This window comes from Amycolatopsis minnesotensis, from assembly GCF_039529815.1.
GTDB classification, from domain to species: domain Bacteria; phylum Actinomycetota; class Actinomycetes; order Mycobacteriales; family Pseudonocardiaceae; genus Amycolatopsis; species Amycolatopsis minnesotensis.
In genome coordinates this window covers 22,474-44,190 of sequence record NZ_BAAANN010000024.1, presented here as the reverse complement: position 1 = coordinate 44,190, position 21,717 = coordinate 22,474, and the positions used below count along the sequence as shown (strand labels likewise).

Genomic DNA, 21,717 nt, shown 5'->3' with positions numbered 1-21,717 from the left:
GTCAGTTCGCCGCCGCGCAGTGCCCGCCCGGCGACGGCACGTCCAGGGTCGGGTTCCGGTCGAAGAAGCCGACCGGTCGCAGCACGAACCCGCAGTGGTCGACCGGCATCACCGGCCAGTCCTCCGGCCGGGGGAAGTGCGTCAGGCCGAAGGTGTGCCACAGCACGAGATCGGTGCCGTCGAGGTCGCGGTCCGCCCTGGTGTAGGCGGGCAGCCCCTGCCCCGGTGGGCACTGGTTGACCAGATCGCCCGCCGGGAACCGCTCTTCGGGGTGGTACGGGGTGACCCACAGGTGCTTCGCCGCGAAGGTGGCCCTGCCGTGGATCGAGGACGCTTCGTCGGCGAGCAGGACGGGCTGGCCCTCGGGGATCAGCGCGTACCCCGGCGCGTCGCCGAGCCGGTTGCGCCGCTCCGGGTTCACCACGAGCCAGGTCCGCCCGCGCGCGGGATCGGCCATCCGCTGGGCCGCCAGCTCGCTGCGCAACCGCGTGGCGCGACGGCGGAACGCGTTGCCGTAAGGGTTTTCCGCGCTGATCGGCACCCGTTCGACCTCGACCTCGTCGACCGCGTTGAGATCGCCGTCGACCGCCATGTCCAGCCGCACGTTGAACAGGTGCTGGTGGTAGGGCGCGGCGAGATCGGGCGCGACCTGCGACGCGTACGGGGCGATCCGCTCGTCGTAGCGGGCGGTGAACACGACGCCGGTCGCCTTGGTCTTGAGCTCGATCGTGCCGTCGAGGTACAGGTACCAGTAGAAGCCGTAGTCGTAGTTGCCGACGGTGACGAAGAAGGAGATCACCAACCGCCGCTGCCTGCGGGTCTGCCTGCTCTTGTTGGCGGGATCGGTGTGCTTCCACAGCACGCCGTCGTCCTCCTCGTGGATGCAGATAGCGTTGGGCAGCGTCACCGGCCGCCCGTCGCCACCCGCCACGACGGCGTCCACGTAGGTGATGTCGCCGAGGCAGTCGCAGCCGAGTTCGAGCGCGTTGGCGAGGCGGCCGAGCTGGTATTCGCCGGTGTCGAAGTAGTTCTGCCAGAACCGGATCGGGCCGGGGTCGGCGTAGGGCACCACCATCTCGGCGACCGACGCGCGGTAGACCACCGGCCGCACCCGGCCGCCGTCGAGGAAGCCGAGCTGGTGCAGGACGAGCCCTTCGCGCATGTCGTAGCCCAGCCGCACGCGCCAGTTCTCCCAGCCCAGTTCGCCGTCTTCGAGCGTGAAGCTCGGGCCGTCCGGCTGGGTGATCTCGATCGGCCGCTGCGAGGTCCGATGTGGACCGCGGACAGTGGGATCGTCGTAGTCGCCCGATTCGGCGGGGATCGGGACGGCGCCGGTGTCCACGATCTCACACACCGACCTCTCGATCAGGTCCACGTAGGCCACCAGTCCGTCAACGGGGTGCGCCCAGACCATTGTGGACGGATCGGGACGCCAGTGCGCGAGCACCCGGACGAGTCGCCGCCCCCGGTCCGGAATGGACTCGAAGCGTCCCGCGGACAGTGCCGCGAGGTAGACGTGCGCGGGGTCGTCGATGCCGCGCAGCCGGAGCGCGGCGAGCCAGCCTTCGTCCGCGGCCATGATCTCGCGGACGGTCTCGTGCTCTTCGGCCAGCACGGGGACCTGGCCCGCGGTCGCGGGATCGATCGGCGTGCGCGACAGCACCGTCGCGTCGGTGAGCCGGACGACCACGTCCTCGGCGGCGCCGGTGGACACGTCCAGTAGCAGCGCGCGCACGTCCCTCGGGACCGGGGTGCCGTCGAGATCGTGCCGGGCCACGAGGTCCTTCGCGGGCTCGGCGAGCCCGGCGTAGGAGAACCGCGTGTGCTCGGTCAGCACCCCGGCGGTATCGAGGATTTCGCGGGCGAGGCCGAATTCGGCGCCGGTCAGCGGGGCGAGCGGATGCAAGACCGTCCCAGGCGCGGGCGCACTCTCGGATCGCGGATGGCAACAGTCCGTCACGTGTTCTCCCTGCCTGGTGAAAACCGAGAGCCGGAACGTTCCGGCATCGGCGGAAAGGCTAACTCCGGATCGCGGGCCAGGTCAACACGATGACGGTTTCCGGTGGATGTTTTCGTTGTTTCCCACGGATATCCGTGCGGCCGAAGTTCGGAAAGGGCCTTGACGGGACGGGATGGCCATCGTTTAATCACTCCCCATGTCGGAACGTTCCGGCAGGACAAGGCGGTCCGCCCCGTGACTACCCGCTGTCGTGCGGGGTCGGCGGGAAGCGGGAGACCGCCCGGAGAGTGAGGTCTCATGCGGATCCGACGGTCACTGGCCGTGCTGGCCGCGCTGCCGCTGGCCGCCTGTGCCGCGCAGGCGCCGCCCGAGCCGACCGCGCCGGATCGCCCCGGCTACCTCGCCGTCGCGGACAGGGCGCTGCCCCGCGGCGGCACGCTCGAACTGCAGCTACCGGTCGACACCGGCGCGGCGTCCGGTCTCGACCCGCAACTGGCCGACGTGGCGACGTCGTGGGAGCTGATGTCGCTCGTCTACGAAACCCTCGTGACCGTGGGTCCGGGTTTCGAACCCCGCCCCGGGCTCGCCACGAGCTGGGAAACACCAAGCCCGACCGAATACGTCTTCCACCTCCGGGCGGGCGTCACCTTTTCCAACGGCCGCGCGATGACGCCGTCCGACGTGGTGGGCAGCATGCACCGGCTGCTGGCCGGAAAAGGGGTGTGGCGGACGCAGATCGGCCCGGTCGAATCGGTGACCGCGGCCGGGCCGGACACCGTGCGGTTCACGCTTTCCCGCCCGTACACGCCGTTTCTGTCGGCGCTGGCGAACACCCCGACCGCGGTACTGCCGATGACCGAGATCGAAAACGGCTCGCTCGACGTCACCAGGACCATGCTCGGCACCGGCCCGTTCGTGGCCACCTTCCACCGCCAGGACGTGCTGTGGCGGTTCAAGCGCCACGACGGCTACTGGGCGGAGGGCAAACCGGGTGTGGACGGCGTGAACATCGCGATCGTGCCGCAGGACCCGACCAGGATCGCCTCGCTGCAGAACAACAGCGCCGGGCTCGCCGTGCTCGGCAACGTGGACGCGCCGCAGGTGCTCGCGGGCGTGCGCGGGGTTCGCGTGCGCGCACAGTCCACAACGGACTTCTACTACCTGATGCTCAACAGCAACGCGCCAGGCGGGAAGTTCGCGGACGAGCGGGTCCGGACCGCGATCAACATCGCGATGGACCGCGCGCAGATCGCGAAGATCGCCACGAACGGGCTCGGCAAGCCGACCGGGGTCACCCCGGTGGACCTGCCCGACGCCTGCGATCCGGCGACCCTGCCGTCGGCGACCGCGGGGCTCGACCGCGCGCGGCGGCTGCTGAACGAGGCGGGTGCCGAGCACCTGAAGTTCTCGATCACCGCCTACGCGACCGAGCCCGCACCCGCGATCGCGCAGGTGATCCAGCAGAACCTGGCGCGCGTCGGCATCGAGGTCACCATCGAACAGCTCGACGAGGGGAGCTGGGCGGGGAAGGTCTACGGCACCGCGCCGGCGGGGTTCGACGCCGCGCTGTCCTGGTTCGCCGGGTACGCGGGCGCGGGGATGGTAGCGAAGTGGTGGAACCCGGAGGCGGCGGGGTTCAACATCGGCTTCATGAAGCCGAATCCGGACCTGAACCGGGTGCTCGACTCGGCGACGTCGCAACCGGACGGTCCCGGCAGGGCGCCCGCGCTGCGCGAGCTGTGCACCTCGGTCGACCGGGACGCCCAGATGATCCCGCTCGTGACGCGGCCGGTGATCGTCGGCTACCGCGCGGATTCGGTCAGCCCCACCGTCTACGCCACCGAGGGCTACGGCAACGCGTTCCGCGATGTGGCCGACTACCGGCTTTCGTCGCGCCCCTGACCGGAAGGAAGACGCACGATGCGGTTGCTTTCCTGGTGGGCCCGCCGGCTACTGAGCGCGGTGCTGACCCTGTTCGTGGTGTCCGTGCTGATCTTCGCCGCCTCGCGGCTGATGCCGGGCGGGTTCGCCGAGGTCGTGCTAGGTCCGTTCGCCGGCCCGGATCAGCGGGCCGCAGTGTCGGCCAAGTACGGGCTCGACCAGAGCTTGGTGGTGCAGTACGGGCTGTGGCTCGCCGCCGCGGTCAAGGGCGATCTCGGCACCTCGCTGCTGTCCGGCGAGCCGGTGGCAGGCGAGTTCCTGCTGCGGATCCCGGTGACCGTGGAGCTGACCGTTCTCGGCATCGCCGCCGCGGTGCTGATCGGCATCCCCCTCGGCGTGTACACGGCCGTGCGCGCGGGGCAGCGTGGCGGCGGCGCGCTGGGCAGGCTGGCGGGCGGGCTCGGGGTGAGCGTGCCCGAGTTCGTGCTGGGCAGCCTGGTCGTGTTCGTGTTCTCCCGGTACGCGCTCGGTCTCACCGTCGGCGGGTACCGGCCGCTCGGCGAGGACGTCGGCGCGAACCTGCGCTCGATGGTGCTGCCCGCCGCGGTGCTGTCGGTGTTCGCGATCGCCGTCACCGCGCGGACCACCCGCGACGCGGTGCTGAACGTACTGGTGGAGCCCTACATCACGGCCTCGGTGGCGCGCGGGGAAGCGCCGCTCGCGATCATCCGCAGGCACGTGCTGCGCAACGCTTCGATCCCGATCCTGGTCGTGCTGACCACGATCACCGCGTACCTGCTCGGCGGCGCGGTGATCATCGAGAACCTGTTCAACCTGCCCGGCGTCGGCTCCTACGTGGTGCAGGCCGTCGGCCGCCGCGACTACGCGGTGGTGCAGGCGGGCGTCCTGCTCGCGGCCGCGGTCTTCGTGGTGCTGACCATGCTCGCCGACGCGACCTCCGGCGTGCTCGATCCGAGGCTCGGAAAGGCGGTCCGATGACCACGTGGCGGCGGCTCGACCCGTTGTCCCGCACGGGACTGGTGTGCCTGGTAGTCCTGGTGCTCGCGGCGCTGGCCGGTTCGGTGTTCGGGCTCGGCGGGAACCCGGACGGGATCGTCGGCTCCCGGCTCGCGCCGCCGAGCTGGCAGTGGCCGCTCGGCACCGACCAGCTCGGCCGGTCGATGCTGCCGAGGGTGCTCGAAGGCATCGGCACCACCCTGCTGCTGTCCACGCTCGCGGTGCTGGTCACCGCGAGCCTGAGCACCGTGCTCGGGATCGTCGCCGGGTACCGCGGCGGCTGGCTCGCCGAACTGGTGCTGCGCATGGTGGACGTGCTGTACTCGTTCCCGACGATCGTGCTGGCGATCCTGGTCGCCGCGGTGCTCGGGCCGGGCCAGGCCGCCACCCTGTGCAGCATCGTGCTGGTCACCATCCCGCTGATGACCAGGCTCGTGCGCACTGCCGCGATGACGGTGTCCGAACGGGACTACATCACCTCGGCGGTGATCAGCGGGGTCGGCTGGTGGCGGATCCTCGCCAGGCACGTGTTGCCGAACGTCTCGGGCACGATCGCGGTGCAGGGCACCTACGCGCTGTCCGTCGGCATCCTGGTCGAGGGCGGGCTGAGCTTCCTCGGCTTCGGCGTCCAGCCCCCGGAGTCGTCGCTGGGCGTGCTCATCCAGCAGGGCGGGATCTACCTGCTCGCGGCGCCGTGGCTGCTCGCCTTCCCCGGCGTGGTGCTGGTCGTGGCGATACTGGCCATCAACGTGTTCGGGGACGGTTTGCGCGACCGGCTCGAACCGAGGGAGTCGAGGTCACTGGTATGACGCTACTCGAAGTAGACCAGCTCGTCGTCGACTACGGCGCCGTGCGCGCCCTCGACGGTGCCACGCTTTCGGTGGCGCGCGGGGAAACCGTCGGCATCGTCGGGGAGAGCGGCTCCGGGAAGTCCACTTTGGGCTCCGCGATCGGTGGCCTGCTCCCGAAGGCGGCCGAGGTCACCGGCGGAGAGGTCAAAGTGGACGGTTCGGTGGTCGGCTCGATGAGTGCGCGCGAGCTGCGCGCGTTGCGGAGCACCAGGCTGGGGTACGTGTTCCAGGAACCGATCGGCTCGCTGGACCCGACGATGCGGATCGGCAGGCAGGTCGCGCTCGCACTGCGGGGCAGGGCAAGCAGGGCGGACGTGCTCGACCGCCTCGCCACGGTCAAGCTGGCCGATCCCGCTCGCGTTGCCCGCGGCTACCCGCACCAGCTTTCCGGCGGGATGGCGCAGCGGGTGGCGATCGCGATGGCGATGGCAGCCGAGCCGGAGCTCCTGATCGCCGACGAGCCGACCGCCGCGCTGGACAGCCAGGTCCGCGACGAGGTGCTCGACCTGGTGTTCGCGCTCGCCGCCGAAGCGGGCACCACGATCCTGTGGCTGAGCCACGACCTGCCCGCGGTCGCCCGCCGTTGCTCGCGCGTGGCCGTGATGTACGGCGGGCGGGTGGTGGAGTCCGGGCCCGCGTCGGCCGTGCTCGCCGAGCCGCGGCACCCCTACACCGCGGCGCTGGCCGGCTCGGTGCCCGGCGCCGTGTCCGAGGGACAGCGGTTGGTCGCCATTCCCGGCCAGCCACCGGTGCTTTCGGGCGCGTCGCCGGGGTGCTCGTTCGCGCCGCGCTGTCCCGCCGTGCTCGAGTCGTGCGCGGGGGAGCGGCCGCGGTCGCACGTCAGCGGCGGCCATGACGTGTTGTGCCATCGCGCGTCGGAAACGGTGGGAGCGGCCCGATGACACCGGTACTGGAACTCGACGAGGTGTCGGTCTCGTTCGCCGCTGGCCCGCCGTTCCGGCGCCGCACCACACACGCGATGCGCGAGGTGTCGCTGCGCATCGATCCCGGTGAGACGGTGGGGCTGGTGGGCGAATCCGGCTCCGGCAAGACGACTACCAGCATGGTGGCGCTCGGCCTGCGGGCACCGTCGAGCGGCGCGGTGCGCTTCGAAGGCGAGCCGTTCCCGAGGCGCCGCCGCGCGCTGGCCGGGCGGATGCAGGCGGTCCTTCAGCATCCACAGTGGTCACTCGACCCGAGGATGCGCGTCGGCAGGTCCGTCGCCGAGCCACTCGGGGTGCTCGGGCACGCGGACGCCGAGCAGCGGACGCTCGCGATGCTCGACCAGGTCGGGCTGGACGCCTCGTTCGCCAAGCGGTACCCGCACCAGCTTTCCGGCGGGCAGCGCCAGCGCGTGTCCATCGCGAGGGCACTGGTCACCCGGCCGCCGTTCCTGGTCTTCGACGAGGCGGTGAGCGCGCTCGACGTCTCCGTGCAGGCGCAGATCCTGAACCTGGTCAAGGATCTGCAGGCCGAGTTCGGGTTCGCGGCCCTGTTCATCTCACACGATCTCGGCGCCGTCCGGTACGTCGCGGATCGGGTTGCCGTGATGCGCGGCGGTGAGCTCGTGGAGACCGCCGACGCGGCGGTCTTCTACCGGAAACCGGCACACGAATACTCGCGACGACTGATGGAGGCACTTTGAGCACCGCTTCGGACGACCGGCTCGCGAAGCCGTCGGCCTACGCGCCCGGCGCGCTGTCCAACGACGACGTCGAGCTGACCCCGCAGCGAAGCGACGGGCGCGCGAGCGTCCCGTTCGACCTGCCGGGGGTGCTCGTCGGCACCGCCGAATACGCCGAGGGCCCGACCGGCTGCACGGTCCTGCACTTCCCCGAGGGCGCCCGCACCGCGATCGACGCCAGGGGCGGCGCGGTCGGCCTGTCCGGCGGATACCGGTGGCACGAGGCGATCGTGTTCGCGGGCGGGTCGGTCTACGGGCTGGAGGCCGCTGCCGGCGTCAGCACGGAACTGTTGCACCGCAAGGAAAACCGGACGCACTGGGCCGCGCTGCAGCACGTGTCGGGCGCGGTGATCTACGACTTCTCGACCAGGGAAACCGCGATCGCGCCGGACGCGGCACTGGGCAAGGCGGCGTTGCGCGACGCCAAGGCAGGCGAGTTCCCGGTCGGGCGCTGCGGCGCGGGTCTCGCCGCGTCGGTCGGCAAGATCGACTTCGGGCGCGCGGAGTTCGCCGGGCAGGGCGCGGCGTTCCGCGAGTTCGGCGGGATGAAGGTGCTGGTCGCCACCGTGGTCAACGCGGTCGGCGTGGTGGTGGACCGGGACGGCACCGTGGTGCGCGGCAACCTGCACTCCGGCACGTCGCGGCGCTGCCTGCCCGTCGAGGACTACGCGACGGCGGCCACCGGTGGCGCGCCGGTCGGCACGCTCGCCGGGAACACGACGCTCACCGTGCTGGTGACCAACGTCCGGTTGCCGGAGGTCTCGCTGAACCAGCTCGGCACGCAGGTGCACAGCTCGATGCACCGCGCGATCCAGCCGTTCCACACCGAGATCGACGGCGACATCCTGTTCACCGTGACCACCGACGAAGTCGACCTCGAAGGCGTCAGTGCGACCGGGCTCGGCGCGCTGGCCTCCGAGGTGGCGTGGGACGCCGTGCTGAGCGCAGCCGAATGAGCGGCTTCGATCCACAGCGGACGGACATCGCGACCCACGTCTCGGCGGAGCTGGATCCGGCCGAGCGCGGCCGCGCGTTCGGCAGGGCGAACCGAACCGAGCTGCATGCCGCTTTCGCCCGCTACACAACGCTTTTCGAGGCGCTGGGCGGGAAAACCGGGCTGATCGCCGAATGGGGCGAACGGGCCTTGGCGGAGACGGCCGCGTGGGCACCCGCGCTGGCCGAGGAGATCGCGGGCATGGCGGACGGCGCCGGTCTCGACCGGTGGCGGCTCGGCGCGCTCAACGGCCGGACCGAGGTGCTGGCGGCGCTGGCGGTCACCGGCGAAGGGGAGTGCTCGACCGCGGTCGTGCTCCCGCGCACCGGTGCGCCGCGGACGGTGCAGACCTGGGACTGGCACGACACCTTCCGCGACGGGATGCTGCTCTGGTCGCTGGAGCAGGGCTCCGGACGACGGGTGCACACCTTCACCGAATTCGGGGTGGTCGGCAAGATCGGCGTCACCAGCACCGGGCTCGGCGTGCACTTCAACGTGCTGCGGCACGCGTCGGACCACACCGGCATCGGGGTTCCCGTGCACGTGGTCGCTCGCCGGATCCTGGACGAGGCGGACACCGTGCGGGACGCCGTCGACCTGGCTCGTTCCGCGCGCCTGTCCGCGTCCTCGGTGATCACCGTGATCACCTTCGACGGCGAGCGCGCCGAGGCGGCCGGACTGGAACTGTCGCCGGCCGGAGTCGCCGAGCTTCCGCTGGACGAGGACCGGGTTCTGGTGCACACCAACCACTTCCTCGATCCGAAGCTGGCCGAGGGCGAGGGGACCACCGCGGCTGTTTCCAGCACGTACGACCGGCTGCCCGGCCTGCGGGACCGGATCGGCGCGGTGGACACGGCCGATCGCACCGCGCGGGCGCGCGCCCTGCATTCGCACCGCGACGGCGGCGTCCCGATCTGCGCGCACGCCGATCACGCGCTGCCCGCCCACCTGCGGTGGGAAAGCCTGGCCACGATCAGCCTCGATCTCGGCGCGGGGCGGCTCTACGCGCACGAGGGCGGGCCGTGCCGGGTCGAGCAGGACGGCTGGCAGGCCGCACCACCGGAACCACAGGGAGAAATCGCATGACCGCGGACCTCAGCTACGACCCCCGTACCGGCCTGGCCTCGGGTGAGGTGGCGGTCAGCTCGGACGAGGAGGTGGATGCGGCGCTGGCCGCCGCGGCGGCGGCCGCACCCGTCGTCGCCGCCACCGCGCCGTCGGAGCGCGCCGACTGGCTCTACGAGATCGCCGACGCGCTCGACGTTCAATCCACAGTGGACGAACTGGTCGCGCTGGCCGACGAAGAGACCGCGCTCGGCGAAGCCCGGCTCCGGATGGAGATCGGCCGCACCTCCGGCCAGCTTCGGTACTACGCGGACGTCGCGGTCGAAGGGTCCTATCTGGACGCCACCATCGACCGGACGGAACCGGGACTGGCCAGGGCAGGAGTCCCGCTCGGACCGGTCGCGGTGTTCGGCGCGAGCAACTTCCCGTTCGCGTTCAGCGTCCTCGGCACCGACACGGCGTCCGCGCTCGCGGCGGGCTGCCCGGTCGTGGTCAAGGGGCACCCCGCCCACCCCAGGCTCAGCCGCCGTCTCGGCGAGCTGACGCGGGAGGCGCTCGCGAAAACCTCCGCACCGGCGGGATTCTTCAGCCTGGTCACCGGTTTCGAGGCCGGGGCGCGACTGGTGCGGTCCGAGCACACCGCCGCGGTGGCGTTCACCGGCTCGCAGCGGGCGGGGCTCGCGCTGTGGCGGATGGCGAACGAGCGCGACGTGGTGATCCCGGTGTTCGCCGAGATGGGCACCGTCAACCCGGTCGTGGTGACCCCCGCGGCGACCGCGCGGCTCACCGAGCTGGCCGGAGGATTCGTCGCCTCGTTCACCCTCGGGGCGGGGCAGTACTGCACCAAGCCGGGGCTCCTGTTCGTCCCGAGTGGACACAATGCGGCCGAGATCGTCGCCGCGGAGCTGGAAGAGCGCGCGCCGAAGGCGTGGATGCTCACCTCGCGGATCGCGCAGGACGCGAACGGCGGGGTGGGGGAACTGGTCGACGCGGGAGGGACCGTTGCCGGGCGCGCCGACGGTCCCGGTGCGGGCTGGGCGGTTTCCGCGACCGTGCTGCGGGTGCCGATCGAAAAACTGGTCAGCGGCTCGCGGTTGCTCGAAGAATGCTTCGGCCCGGTGGTGCTCGTCGCCGAGTACGAGGACCGCGACCAGCTCCACGCGGCGCTGGCGCAGTTGCAGGGCACCTTGACGGCCGCGGTGATGAGCACCGAGAACCCCGACGCCGACCCCGATGTCGCCGAGACGGTGTCCCGGCTCGCCCCGCTCGCCGGGCGGGTGACCGTGAACGACTGGCCGACCGGCGTCGCGATCACCTGGGCGCAGCACCACGGCGGACCGTGGCCGGCCACCACCGCGCCCGGCACCACCTCGGTCGGCGCGGGCGCGCTCGGCCGGTTCACCCGGCCGGTCGCCTACCAGCACGTGCCGGATGCCGCGCTGCCCCCGGCGTTGCGCGAGGCCAACCCGTGGCAGCTCCCGCGCCGAATCGACGGCGCGATCGGCTAGAAAGTGCTCGACCGGGTGGTGGACCGCCGCTCGACGAGGCCGATCGGCAGCGAGCGCTCGGTCCCCTCCGGTGCCTTCCCGGCGAGGAGGTCGAACAGGAGCTGGGCGCAGGCCGCGCCCGCCGCGCGCGGGTGCAGGTCGATGGCGGTGATCGGCGGATCGCTGTGCAGGAGCGGGCTGCTGTCCACGCAGGCGGCCAGCAGCAGGTCGCCGCCGACCTCGCGGCCCGCCTCGCGCAGCACGGGCAGCGCGGCCACCGCGGACCCGTCCGGCGCGCAGACCAGTGCGTCGATGGCGGGATCGGCCGCCAGCAGCGCGCGCACGTTGTCGCGCACCACCTCCGCCGAGGAGCCGAACGCCTGCTCCCGCATCAGCACCGGCAGGTCCCGCTCGCCGCACCAGGCGCGGAACGTCTGCTGCAGGCGGTTTCCCCAGTCGGTGGTCGAACTGGACGCGAGCAGCGCCGGTCGGCGCGCGCCCGCCGAGCGGAGGTGCGCCAGCAGCCGTTCGAGCAGCGCGGCATGGTCCGACCGGACGACGCCGGACGGCACCGCCTCGCCGGTGAACCGCTCGCAGGTCACGGTGGGCACCGCCGCGCCGAGCAGGCCGCGGACCACCGGGTCGGTCTCCAGCGGGTCGCCGAGCACGATCCCGTCCACCCGGTGGAAGGCGCCGGGCGCCGGCACGTGCTTCGAGGTGATCAGCGTGACGTCGTAGTTCCGTTCGGCGGCCTGGTCGACCACGCCGAACACGAACGACATGTAGTACTCGGACCGGGTGAGGACTTCCGGCACGTGCAGCCCGATCGCGCCGGTGCTCGCGCGGCGCAACGACTGCGCGGAGGCGTTCGGCGAGTACCCGAGGCGGGTCGCGGTACTGGTGACCAGCTTCCTCGTCCGCTCGGACACCCGGCCGGAGTTGCGCAGCGCGTCGGACGCCGTCGTCTTGGACACGCCAGCGGCCCTTGCCACCTCGACCAGTGTGACCGGCCCGTCTGTGTTCACCACCAGCACGATAGCCGACCGCGCCCGCAGGCAAGCTGTTGGTCAATTTCCAAGTCGGCGAAAGAATGCCTCGCGCATTCGTTGTTCGCGGTGCTGTATAGGCTTTCGCCCAGACGACGTGAGGATCGCGCGCGACGGTAAGTCGCCCGGCACATCCGTCGTTCCACTGGGGATAAATGGGGACGCCGATGGCGACAGCCGGTTTCGACACGGCGGTCCGGGTTCCGGCCGCGGAAGCACCGTCGCCGGAAGGGCCGCGAAGACGCACCCGTGCACTGCTGCACGTCGCGTGGATCGGAGCGCTCGCGCTCGCCGCGGGCCTGCGCGTCGGCAGGTTCGGATTCCACCCGTCGGACCAGGGGTTCATCCTCGCGCAGAGCTGGCGCGTGCTGCACGGCGAAATCCCGCACACCGACATCATTTCCGCGCGCCCGCTCGGATCCGCCGTGCTGCACGTGCTGGACTTCGCGATCCCGGCGCCGTTGTTCGTGTCCTCGTCGGTGCTCAGCATGGTCGAGATCATCATGGGCACCGTCGCGCTCGCCGTGCTCGTCACGCGCAAGCCGCTGCTGACCTGGGGGCCGGGGCTCACCGGCCTCGTCGCCGCGGCCGCCCTGCTCAACCTCAACTCGTTCCCGCTCATGGCATGGCACACCATCGACGGGATCGCGCTGACCGCGCTGGGGGCGTGGGCGCTCGACTCGGGGCTGCGCTCGGGCAACCCGCTGGCGCGCCGGGCCGGGCTGGTGCTGTTCGGGCTGGCGCCGCTGGTGAAGCAGAGTTTCGCGCCCGCGGCGCTGGTCGGGCTGGCCTGGCTGGCGCTGCACCCGTCGACGCGGCGGCCGGTGCGGTGGCCGCGAATCCTGGTGGATCTTTGCTGCCTCGGGGCCTGCGGTGCCGGTTATGTGGGAGTGGTGGCGCTCGACGGCGGTTTCACGACGATGGCCGACCAGCTGACCGGTGGCCTGCCCGCCTACGCCGAGCGACTGCTGACGTTCTGGGACGGCGCGTCGATCCGGTTCGTGTGGCCGGTCCTCGCCGTGGTCATCGTGATGGCGGGCATCGCGCTGGTACGCCGCCGCGGAGATCGTTTTCGGGCGCTGCACGGGGTTTTCCTGCTCGTGGGCGCGGCCGTCGTGGTGCGCGTGGTGGTACGAGGGGGTTTCTCCGCCGAACTCAGGTGGGCGGACATCCTGTGGTGGGCCGCCGTCGCCGCGGTGCTGCTCGCCGGCGTGCTGGCCCACCGCCCGCCGTGGCCCGCGCTGCTGGTGCCCGCGCTCGGCCTGATGATCAGCCTGTCGTGGGGCCAGGACACGCCTACGCTGCTGGCGGGCAGTCTCGCGCTGACCGTGGCCGTGGTGCTCGCCGACGGGCTGCCCGCCGTGCCGTGGCGAAGACAGGAGCGGCTCGTCGCCGCGGGCGCGCTCGGTCTCGCCGCGGTGGTGGCCGCGAGTGTCCTCGTCGTCAAGAAGCACGACGAAGGCGCCTATCTCGACGTTTCGCACGACCGGCTGACCGAGGACCTCGGCACGGTGACACCCGCGATGGCCGGGGTCCGGACCAACCCCGGCACGTACGCCTACCTCGCCCAGATCGAAGACTGCGTGCGCCGGTTCCCCGCCGCCGACGTCGCGGTGCTGGCGAACAATCCCTTCGCCTACCCCGCGTTCGGCCTGCACAACCCGTTCCCGCTGGAATGGCCACTGCCGCTGGAGGTCGTGGCCGACGCGCCGCAGCGCATGCTCGACACCGCGGCCGGGCTGAACGCCAGGGGTGACTACCTGGTGCTGTTCCAGACGGTCGACCCCGACGTGCTCGCCAAGGGCGGGCCGGTGCCCGCGACGGTGTCCGCGGACGCCCCGATCATCGACTACCTCGGCGTGGAGAACGGGATCCGCGACGCGCTGCACGGGACACCGGTGACGTGCGGGAGCTTCGTCGGCAGGTGGGCGCCGCGCTAGCCGCTTCTGCACCCCGTGCGCATGCCCCGAAGGCGTCCTTCAGGGCATGCGCGAAGGCCGAACCTCCGGAGCCCGGCGGGCGCTGCGGATCAGCGTCCGGCCAGCTCGTCGAGCACGGTCAACGCCGCTTCGGGGTTGCCGGTCCGTTCGAGCAGCTCGCGTTCGGCGTCGCGCACCTTCACCGCGATGCGCTTGTGCAGCGCCCTGCCGCGAGGGCTGAGGTAGACGCGCACGCGGCGCCGGTCGGCGGGGTCGACCTCCCGGTAGACCGCCGCGGTCGAGACCAGCTTGTCGACGACCCTGGTGAGGGTGGGGCCGGTGGCCATGGTGCGCTCGGCCAGATCGGTCATCGCCAGCCCGCGCTGCCGGGAGAGCGCGTCGACCACCAGCCACTGGTCGAGGGTCAGGTCCTCGGTTTCCAGTGTGCGCGCGATCCGGGTGGTCACCGCGCGGGTGGCCCTGGTCAGCGCCGTAATCAGGGACTCGGTGGCCGCCGTTCGTTCGAGCATCCCCGCCGTCCCTCCCTCTTGCGCAAAAGTGGGTCGATTGTAAAACTTCCACCTGAAAGAAAGTCAACCCGACCCGCTTCGCGGAGCACCCATGACCGTTGGCGCGACGCGTCACCCCCGTCATCGCGACACCTGGCGCGTGGCGATGGTGATCCCGCTGCAGGGGCCGGCCGGGCTGTTCGGGCCGTCCTGCGAGGCGATCGCCGAGCTGGCCGCGCGCGAGCTCAATGCCGAAGGCGGGATCCTCGGCAGGGAGGTCGCCTTCGAGGTGGTCGACGGCGGTGCCGAGCCGGGCCGCGTCGCGGCGGAACTAGCCGGGCTGGTCCGCACCGGCGCGGTGGACGCGGTCAGCGGCTGGCACATCTCGTCGGTCCGCAACGCGCTGGCGCCGGTGCTCGCCGACCGCGTCCCCTACGCCTACACCTCGCTGTACGAGGGCGGGGAGCGCCGTCCCGGCATCTTCTGCACGGGGGAGACCCCGCGCCAGCAGATCGCGCCCGCGCTGCGCTGGCTGCGGGACAACCTCGGCGCCCGCCGCTGGTTCGTGGTCGGCGACGACTACGTCTGGCCCCGCGCCTCGGCGGCGGCGGTGCGCGGGTTCGCGCGCGAGCTGGACCTGAGCATCGAGGGCGAGGCGTTCGCCGGTCTCGGCGCCGGTGACATGGCGAGGCTGGTCGGCAGGGTCGAGGCGGCGAGCTGCGACGGCGTGCTGATGCTGCTGGTCGGCCAGGACGCGGTCGAGTTCAACCGGCGGTTCGCCGCGCACGGCCTGCACGAGCGGATGATGCGGTTCAGCCCGCTGATGGAGGAGAACATGCTCCTCGCCAGCGGCAGCGCCGCGACCCGCAACCTGTTCGTCTCGGCCGCGTACTTCCGGTCGCTGGTCAACGCCGACGCGCTCGACCTGCTCGGCCGCTACGTCGGACTGCACGGCACGGACGCGCCCGCGCTGAACAACGCGGCGGAATCCTGCTACGAGGGCCTGCACACGCTGGCGAACCTGGTGCGCCGCGCGGGCAGCGCGGACCTGCCGGAGCTGAACGCCGCCGCGGACGGGGCCGCCTACCACGGGCCCCGCGGCACGGTCGAGTTCCGCGGCAGCCAAGCGGGCCAGGAAGTGCACTTGGCAGTAGCCGACGGCTACGACTTCGACGTGATCACCCGGCTCTGAGCCGAAATCCCGGGCAGGCCGGCACTTGACGGCGTCGCCGATCACACTTATTTTCACTTGAAATTATTTCAAGCGGAGGTGTGACGGAGACGGAGGAGAGCCATGGCCAACGTCGGTCTGCTCTACGTCGGTGCGGTGCTGCTGGTCAACGGGCTGATGCTGCTCGGGAGAGTGCCCGCGAGGTCGGCGGCCGTGCTGAACCTGTTCGTCGGCGGCCTGCAGTGCGTGACCCCGACCGTGTTGATCATCCAGGCCGGTGGTGACGGCGACGCGATCCTCGCCGCCTCCGGGCTCTACCTGTTCGGGTTCACCTACCTCTACGTCGGGATCGTCAACCTGGCGGGGCTGGAGCCCGAAGGCATCGGCTGGTTCTCGTGCTTCGTGGCCGTCGCCGCCGTCGTCTACGCCGGGCTTTCGTTCTGGCGCACCGCCGATCCGGTGTTCGGGGTGATCTGGCTGTGCTGGGCACTGCTGTGGACGCTGTTCTTCCTGGTGCTCGGCCTCGGCGTCGAAGGGCTGACCCGGTTCACCGGCTGGGTCACCGTGCTGCTGAGCATGCCGACCTGCGCGGTGCCCGCGTTCCTCGGCATGACCGGCGGCTACCGCAGCGACGGCTGGCTCGCCGTGCTCGCCGCGGTGGTGGGCGTCGTGCTCGTCGCGCTCGCCGCGCTGTTCGCCACCAGGGGCCGCCGCGACGCGCGCGTGCCGGTGCCCGCCTGAATTTTCCGCCCAACCGTAAGGAGAACGCGATGCGACACGGTGACATTTCGGCCAGTCCCGACACGGTCGGGGTGGCGGTGGTCAACTACAAGATGCCGCGCCTGCACACCAAGGACGAGGTGCTGGACAACGCCCGCAGGATCGCCGACATGGTGGTGGGCATGAAGACCGGGCTGCCCGGCATGGACCTGGTGGTGTTCCCGGAGTATTCGACGCAGGGGATCATGTACGACCCCGAAGAGATGTTCGCGACCGCCGCCACCATCCCCGGCGACGAGACCGCGATCTTCTCCGCCGCCTGCCGCGAGGCGAACACATGGGGCGTCTTTTCGATCACCGGCGAGCAGCACGAGGACCACCCGGACAAGCCGCCGTACAACACGCTGGTGCTGATCGACAACCACGGCGAGATCAAGCAGAAGTACCGCAAGATCCTGCCGTGGTGCCCGATCGAGGGCTGGTACCCCGGTGACACCACCTACGTCACCGACGGCCCGAAGGGCATGAAGATCTCGCTGATCATCTGCGACGACGGCAACTACCCCGAAATCTGGCGCGACTGCGCGATGAAGGGCGCGGAGCTGATCGTCCGGTGCCAGGGCTACATGTACCCGGCGAAGGACCAGCAGGTGCTGATGGCCAAGGCGATGGCGTGGGCCAACAACTGCTACGTCGCGGTGGCGAACGCGGCCGGGTTCGACGGCGTGTACTCCTACTTCGGGCACTCGTCGATCATCGGGTTCGACGGCCGTACCCTCGGCGAAACGGGCGAGGAGGAGTACGGCATCCAGTACGCCCAGCTGTCGCTGTCGGCGATCAGGGACGCGCGCGAGTACGACCAGTCGCAGAACCACCTGTTCAAGCTGCTGCACCGCGGGTACTCCGGGGTGCACGCGGCAGGTGACGGGGACAAGGGCGTCGCGGACTGCCCCTTCGAGTTCTACAAGCTCTGGGTCACCGACGCGGAAAAGGCGCGCGAGAACGTCGAAGCGCTCACCCGTGACACCGTCGGAGTGGCGGACTGCCAGGTCGGCGACCTGCCCGCCGAGAAGACGATGCGGGCCTGAGGAGGCGAAGCGTGCCGTTCCTGACCGACATGTACCACGAGCAGAACCGGCGCGCGGCCGCCGAGCCGGTGGCCGCCGATGGCGACGGTGCCCGGCGGCCACCGGAGTCCGCCGACCCGGCGGCGCTCGCCGCGAGGCTGAGCGCGAAGGTGCTCGGCCAGGACGCCGCCGTGGAGGCGGTGGTGCGGGCGGTCACGCTGGCCAACGCCGGCGCGGCCGACCCGTACCGCCCGCTGGCGAACCTGCTGCTGGTCGGTCCCACCGGGGTCGGCAAGACCGAGCTGGTCCGCCAGGTCGCGGCGGAACTGCGCGCGGGGCCGGACGACCTGTGCCGGGTCGACATGAACTCGCTGGCACAGGAGCACTACGCGGCCTCGTTCACCGGCGCCCCGCCCGGATACGCCGGTAGCAAGGAGGCGTTCACCGTCTTCGACCGGTCCACTGTGGAGGGTGACGCGTACCGGCCGGGGATCGTGCTGTTCGACGAGGTGGAGAAGGCGCATCCCACGGTGCTGCGCGCACTGCTGCACGTGCTGGACAACGGCACGCTCCGGCTCGCGAACGGGACGGAGAGCATCTCGTTCCGCAACAGCTTCGTGTTCCTGACCTCGAACCTCGGCTCGTCCGAACTCGCGAAGCGGCGCGGCCTCGGGTGGCGGCGGCTGACCGACCGGGTCGGCCGCCGCGCGGGCGCGGTGGCGGCCAGGCTGACCGCGCGCGGCAACCACGCGGTCGTGACCGGGGCACTGCGCGACTTCTTCGACGCGGAGTTCCTCAACCGCATCGACGAGACCGTGGTGTTCTCGGAGTTCGATTCCACCACCGCGGAACGAGTCGCCGATCTCCAGGTGGACCAGTTGCGGCAGCGGCTCGCCCGCCGCTCGGTGCACCTCGAGGTCGACCACTCCGTGCGGGCTTTGCTGGCCGAGGTCGGGTTCGACCCGGTCTACGGTGCGCGCGGGCTGGGCAGGTCGGTGCGCACGGTGCTCGCCGGCCCGGTGGCCGAAGCCGTGCTGCGCGCACGACCCACCGGGCGGGAGCCGCTGCACCTGCGCGCGAAGTCCGACGGGGGAACGGTCACCGTCGAAACCTCGGAACCCGGGCGCTGACACCCCGGAAGGACGGCCCCGCCCGCGAAATCGCCCTGCTCGGCTGCTTCCCGGGACCAGCGGGCCTGATATCCACTGTGGACAAAGGTGTCCGCGGCCCGCGCCGGAGGGGGAGGGCGCGGGCCGCGGACTTGCTCCGGTCGCGGGTCAGTAGCCCCGGACCACCACGGTGCGGTTGAGCTCGGCCTCGGTGGCGGCGAACCGGAAGTTCGCGTCCGCCCTGGCCACCTCGTTGGCGTTGGGGTAGCTGTTGGTGCAGCTCGGGCCGGGGCCACCGCCGGACATCAGCTCGGAGCAGGGGCCGCTGTAGTGGTCGGGGAGCCCGAGGTCGTGCCCGGTCTCGTGCGCGGCGACCCGCACGTGGTCGTACTGCCCCATCTGGCGGATGTCGAGGTAGATGTTCCCGGTGCCGTGCCCGTTTCCGGTGTAGTACGAGCCACCGGAGTAGTTGCCCTGGCGGTAGGTCAGGTTCGCGCGCCCGGTGGTCTCCTGGAACTTGACGTTGCGCAGGGTCCCCCAGCGCGAGACGCCGGTGCGGATGGCCGAAGCGTAGTTCGGTGCGCCCGTGAGGTTGTAGGTGATGGTCGTCGCGTTGATGGCGGGTGCGGCCTCGGCGGCACCCGCACCGACGAACACGGTGGGGAGCGCGATGGCGGACAGGACACCGACAGTCGAGACGAATTTGCGCAGGGACATACTCTGGTTCCTTTACTGGAAACCATTCGCGTCAGCGGACGCGAACGTGCGGGGTTTCGGGGAACGAGCGGGAGAACTGCGGTACCGCGTACCTCGGATCCGTGCCAGGAGCGCATCGCCCTTGCCAGGGGCGGTTGCTCCGGGCGAAATCAGTTTTAGCACGTTGTGTCCGGATCGACACCCTACGAAAGTGGGTGCATTACCAAGGAGGCCGGAAGTATGCCACCGAGAAAGCAGGTTGATCCGCAGACCCGCTTACTTCCGGCCGGTTCGGTATCTACCGGCGCAGTCACGGTGAATTCCCGATTGTGGCAATCGGATGACGGTGGCGTCGGCCAGGGCGCCCCGCGGTTACCTCTGGTTGCTGAACGCGGCGTCGAACGCGGCCGACGGCTTGTCGAACAGCAGGCCGCGCAGGAACGCCACCGCTTCGGCGGCACCGCGCAGCCGGTCCATCCCGGCGTCCTCCCATTCAACGGAAATCGGCCCCGAATAGCCGATCGCGTTCAGCGCGCGGAAGCAGTCCTCCCACGGCACGTCGCCGTGCCCGGTGGAGACGAAGTCCCAGCCGCGCCGGGGATCGCCCCACGGCAGGTGCGAGCCTAGCCTGCCGTTGCGCCCGTCGAACCGCTTGCGGGTGTCCTTGCAGTCCACGTGGTAGATCTTCCCCGCGAAGTCGAGGATGAAGCCGACCGGGTCGAGGTCCTGCCAGACGAAGTGCGACGGGTCCCAGTTGAGCCCGAACGCGGCGCGGTCGCCGATCGCGGCCAGCGCGCGCTTCGTCGTCCAGTAGTCGTAAGCGATCTCCGACGGGTGCACCTCGTGGGCGAAGCGGACGCCGCATTCGTCGAAGGTGTCCAGGATCGGGTTCCACCGGCGCGCGAAGTCCTCGTAGCCGTCGTCGATCACGGCCTGCGACACGGGCGGGAACATCGCCACGTACTTCCAGCTCTTGGAACCGGTGAACCCGACGACGGTGTCCACGCCGAGCTTTTCCGCGGCGCGCGCGGTGTCGGCCAGTTCCACGGCGGCGCGCTGCCGCACGCCCTCGGCTTCGCCATCGCCCCACACCCTGCCCGGCACGATCGCCCGGTGCCGCTCGTCGATCGGGTCGTCGCAGACCGCCTGCCCGACGAGGTGGTTCGAGATCGCCCACACGTTCAGCCCGTGCTCGTCGAGCAGCCTCCGCAGGTTCGGCACGTAGTCCTTTTCGGACAGTGCGCGGCCGACCTCGAAGTGGTCGCCGGAGCAGGCGATTTCCAGCCCGTCGTAACCCCATGCCGCGGCGAGGCGGCACACCTCGGCGAACGGGAGGTCCGCCCACTGGCCGGTGAACAGGGTGATCGGTCGGCTCATCGCGCTGTCTCCTCGTCGTCGGGCACCGTGGTCCATCGTGCCTCGTCCGCCGCGCTGGCCTCGACCGCGTGCAGCACCCGCTGCACGCGCAGGCCCTCGTCGAACCCCGGCAGGGGATCGGCGCCCTCGGCGATCGCGGTGAGCAGGTCGGCGACCTCGTGGGTGAACGTGTGGTCGTAGCCGAGCCCGTGCCCCGGCGGCCACCAGCCGGCGAGGTACGGATGGCCGGGCTCGGTCACCAGTATCCGGCGGAACCCGGCCTCGGTGGCCGGTGCCTCGCCGTCGAACCACCACAGCTCGTTCATCGACTCGAAGTCGAACGCCATGCTGGCCCTGGACCCGTTGATTTCCAGGCGCATCGCGTTCTTCCGGCCGAGCGCGTACCGCGTCGCCTCGAACGCGGCGACCGCCCCGCCGGACAGCCGCGCCGTGAACAACGCGCAGTCGTCCACGGTCACTTCGCCGCGGCCGCCGTTCCCGTCGGGTCGCGTGTGGACGAACGTGGTCGTCGCCGCGGACACGCGGGTGATCCGCTCGCCGGTGACGAACTGCACGGCGTCGACGAGGTGCGCGCCGAGATCGCCGAGTGCGCCGGAACCGGCCCTGTCCCGCCGCAGCCGCCAGGTCATCGGCGCGGCGGGGTCGGAAAGCCAGTCCTGGAGGTAGTTCGCGCGCACGTGCCGCACCTCGCCGAGCGCACCGTCCGCGACGAGCCGTGCCGCGTGCGCGAGCGCGGGCACCCGCCGGTAGTTGAAGGCCACCATCGCGCGGACGCCCCTGGCGGCCGCCGCCCGTGCCGCGCCGGCCATCTTCTCGGCCTCTTCCACCGTGTTGGCGAGCGGTTTTTCGCACAGCACGTGCTTTCCCGCCTCGAGCGCGGCGATCGCGATGGCGGCGTGCGTGTCACCGGGGGTGCACACGTCGACCAGGCCGACGTCGTCCCTGGCGACCAGCGCGCCCCAATCCGTTTCCGCGGCGGCGAACCCGTACTTCGCCGCGGCCGCGGCCGTCCTCACCCCGTCCCGGCCCGCCAGCGCGGCGAGCACCGGGGTGAGGCGGGTGTCGAAGACCCTCGGCGCGGTGCGCCACGCGTGCGCGTGCACCGCGCCCATGAAGGCGTGCCCCGCCATGCCGATGCCGATCGTTCCCATGCCCCCTCCAGGG

19 protein-coding genes are annotated in these 21,717 nt (G+C 71.2%); 13 read left to right on the top strand and 6 right to left on the bottom strand.

The window, feature by feature from the left end:
- Position 1: 1 nt before the first annotated feature.
- The gene (locus ABD256_RS27495; protein ID WP_344424991.1) at positions 2 to 1,906 is read right to left on the bottom strand and encodes a primary-amine oxidase; all 1,905 of its coding nucleotides are present in this window, start codon (positions 1,904 to 1,906) and stop codon (positions 2 to 4) included.
- Between the two features lie 351 nt (positions 1,907 to 2,257).
- On the opposite strand from ABD256_RS27495, the gene ABD256_RS27490 reads away from it, so the two are divergent.
- The 8 genes from ABD256_RS27490 to ABD256_RS27455 are packed head-to-tail and all read left to right on the top strand — an operon-like array spanning position 2,258 to position 10,960.
- On the top strand, positions 2,258 to 3,862 hold the full coding sequence (locus tag ABD256_RS27490; protein WP_344424988.1) for an ABC transporter substrate-binding protein: 1,605 nt from the start codon (positions 2,258 to 2,260) through the stop codon (positions 3,860 to 3,862).
- An 18-nt stretch (positions 3,863 to 3,880) separates the two neighbouring features.
- Positions 3,881 to 4,840, top strand: coding sequence for an ABC transporter permease (locus ABD256_RS27485; protein WP_344424985.1), 960 nt, complete (start codon positions 3,881 to 3,883; stop codon positions 4,838 to 4,840).
- Positions 4,837 to 5,667 carry an ABC transporter permease gene (locus tag ABD256_RS27480; RefSeq protein WP_344424982.1) on the top strand — a complete coding sequence of 277 codons (831 nt, stop codon included), beginning with the start codon at positions 4,837 to 4,839 and terminating at the stop codon, positions 5,665 to 5,667. Before ABD256_RS27485 ends, ABD256_RS27480 begins: the two co-directional genes overlap by 4 nt.
- Positions 5,664 to 6,611 carry an ABC transporter ATP-binding protein gene (locus ABD256_RS27475; protein ID WP_344424979.1) on the top strand — a complete coding sequence of 316 codons (948 nt, stop codon included), beginning with the start codon at positions 5,664 to 5,666 and terminating at the stop codon, positions 6,609 to 6,611. Before ABD256_RS27480 ends, ABD256_RS27475 begins: the two co-directional genes overlap by 4 nt.
- A complete protein-coding gene (locus tag ABD256_RS27470) occupies positions 6,608 to 7,354 on the top strand; it encodes an ABC transporter ATP-binding protein (protein WP_344424976.1) in 747 nt (248 codons plus the stop codon). The genes ABD256_RS27475 and ABD256_RS27470 overlap by 4 nt, the downstream gene beginning before the upstream one ends.
- Positions 7,351 to 8,349 carry a P1 family peptidase gene (locus ABD256_RS27465; protein WP_344424973.1) on the top strand — a complete coding sequence of 333 codons (999 nt, stop codon included), beginning with the start codon at positions 7,351 to 7,353 and terminating at the stop codon, positions 8,347 to 8,349. Before ABD256_RS27470 ends, ABD256_RS27465 begins: the two co-directional genes overlap by 4 nt.
- A complete protein-coding gene (locus ABD256_RS27460) occupies positions 8,346 to 9,473 on the top strand; it encodes a C45 family autoproteolytic acyltransferase/hydrolase (protein ID WP_344424970.1) in 1,128 nt (375 codons plus the stop codon). The genes ABD256_RS27465 and ABD256_RS27460 overlap by 4 nt, the downstream gene beginning before the upstream one ends.
- Positions 9,470 to 10,960, top strand: coding sequence for an aldehyde dehydrogenase family protein (locus ABD256_RS27455; protein WP_344424967.1), 1,491 nt, complete (start codon positions 9,470 to 9,472; stop codon positions 10,958 to 10,960). Before ABD256_RS27460 ends, ABD256_RS27455 begins: the two co-directional genes overlap by 4 nt.
- On the opposite strand, the gene ABD256_RS27450 is transcribed toward ABD256_RS27455, so the two are convergent.
- Positions 10,957 to 11,964: a LacI family DNA-binding transcriptional regulator gene (locus ABD256_RS27450; protein WP_344424964.1), complete on the bottom strand. Its 1,008-nt coding sequence runs from the start codon at positions 11,962 to 11,964 to the stop codon at positions 10,957 to 10,959. The two genes, ABD256_RS27455 and ABD256_RS27450, sit on opposite strands and share 4 nt — an antisense overlap.
- 188 nt (positions 11,965 to 12,152) lie before the next feature.
- On the opposite strand from ABD256_RS27450, the gene ABD256_RS27445 reads away from it, so the two are divergent.
- Positions 12,153 to 13,925 (top strand): hypothetical protein, encoded by a 1,773-nt coding sequence (locus ABD256_RS27445; protein ID WP_344424961.1) that lies wholly within the window; start codon positions 12,153 to 12,155, stop codon positions 13,923 to 13,925.
- A gap of 89 nt (positions 13,926 to 14,014) precedes the next feature.
- On the opposite strand, the gene ABD256_RS27440 is transcribed toward ABD256_RS27445, so the two are convergent.
- The gene (locus ABD256_RS27440; RefSeq protein ID WP_344424958.1) at positions 14,015 to 14,434 is read right to left on the bottom strand and encodes a MarR family transcriptional regulator; all 420 of its coding nucleotides are present in this window, start codon (positions 14,432 to 14,434) and stop codon (positions 14,015 to 14,017) included.
- A gap of 91 nt (positions 14,435 to 14,525) precedes the next feature.
- On the opposite strand from ABD256_RS27440, the gene ABD256_RS27435 reads away from it, so the two are divergent.
- The 4 genes from ABD256_RS27435 to ABD256_RS27420 all read left to right on the top strand — a co-directional run bounded on the left by ABD256_RS27435 (position 14,526) and on the right by ABD256_RS27420 (position 18,501).
- Positions 14,526 to 15,605: a substrate-binding domain-containing protein gene (locus ABD256_RS27435; RefSeq protein WP_344424956.1), complete on the top strand. Its 1,080-nt coding sequence runs from the start codon at positions 14,526 to 14,528 to the stop codon at positions 15,603 to 15,605.
- Positions 15,606 to 15,707: 102 nt separating this feature from the next.
- Positions 15,708 to 16,325: an AmiS/UreI family transporter gene (locus ABD256_RS27430; protein ID WP_344424953.1), complete on the top strand. Its 618-nt coding sequence runs from the start codon at positions 15,708 to 15,710 to the stop codon at positions 16,323 to 16,325.
- A gap of 29 nt (positions 16,326 to 16,354) precedes the next feature.
- Positions 16,355 to 17,392, top strand: coding sequence for an aliphatic amidase (locus ABD256_RS27425; RefSeq protein WP_344424950.1), 1,038 nt, complete (start codon positions 16,355 to 16,357; stop codon positions 17,390 to 17,392).
- 11 nt (positions 17,393 to 17,403) lie between these two features.
- The gene (locus ABD256_RS27420; RefSeq protein ID WP_344424947.1) at positions 17,404 to 18,501 is read left to right on the top strand and encodes an AAA family ATPase; all 1,098 of its coding nucleotides are present in this window, start codon (positions 17,404 to 17,406) and stop codon (positions 18,499 to 18,501) included.
- Between the two features lie 147 nt (positions 18,502 to 18,648).
- Here ABD256_RS27420 and ABD256_RS27415 read toward each other — a convergent pair whose 3' ends face one another.
- The 3 genes from ABD256_RS27415 to ABD256_RS27405 all read right to left on the bottom strand — a co-directional run bounded on the left by ABD256_RS27415 (position 18,649) and on the right by ABD256_RS27405 (position 21,704).
- Entirely contained in the window at positions 18,649 to 19,197 is a 549-nt protein-coding gene (locus tag ABD256_RS27415) for a snapalysin family zinc-dependent metalloprotease (protein ID WP_344424945.1), read from the bottom strand.
- Between the two features lie 351 nt (positions 19,198 to 19,548).
- Positions 19,549 to 20,553: a sugar phosphate isomerase/epimerase family protein gene (locus ABD256_RS27410; protein ID WP_344424943.1), complete on the bottom strand. Its 1,005-nt coding sequence runs from the start codon at positions 20,551 to 20,553 to the stop codon at positions 19,549 to 19,551.
- A complete protein-coding gene (locus ABD256_RS27405; protein ID WP_344424940.1) occupies positions 20,550 to 21,704 on the bottom strand; it encodes a Gfo/Idh/MocA family protein in 1,155 nt (384 codons plus the stop codon). Before ABD256_RS27405 ends, ABD256_RS27410 begins: the two co-directional genes overlap by 4 nt.
- Positions 21,705 to 21,717: the final 13 nt, after the last annotated feature.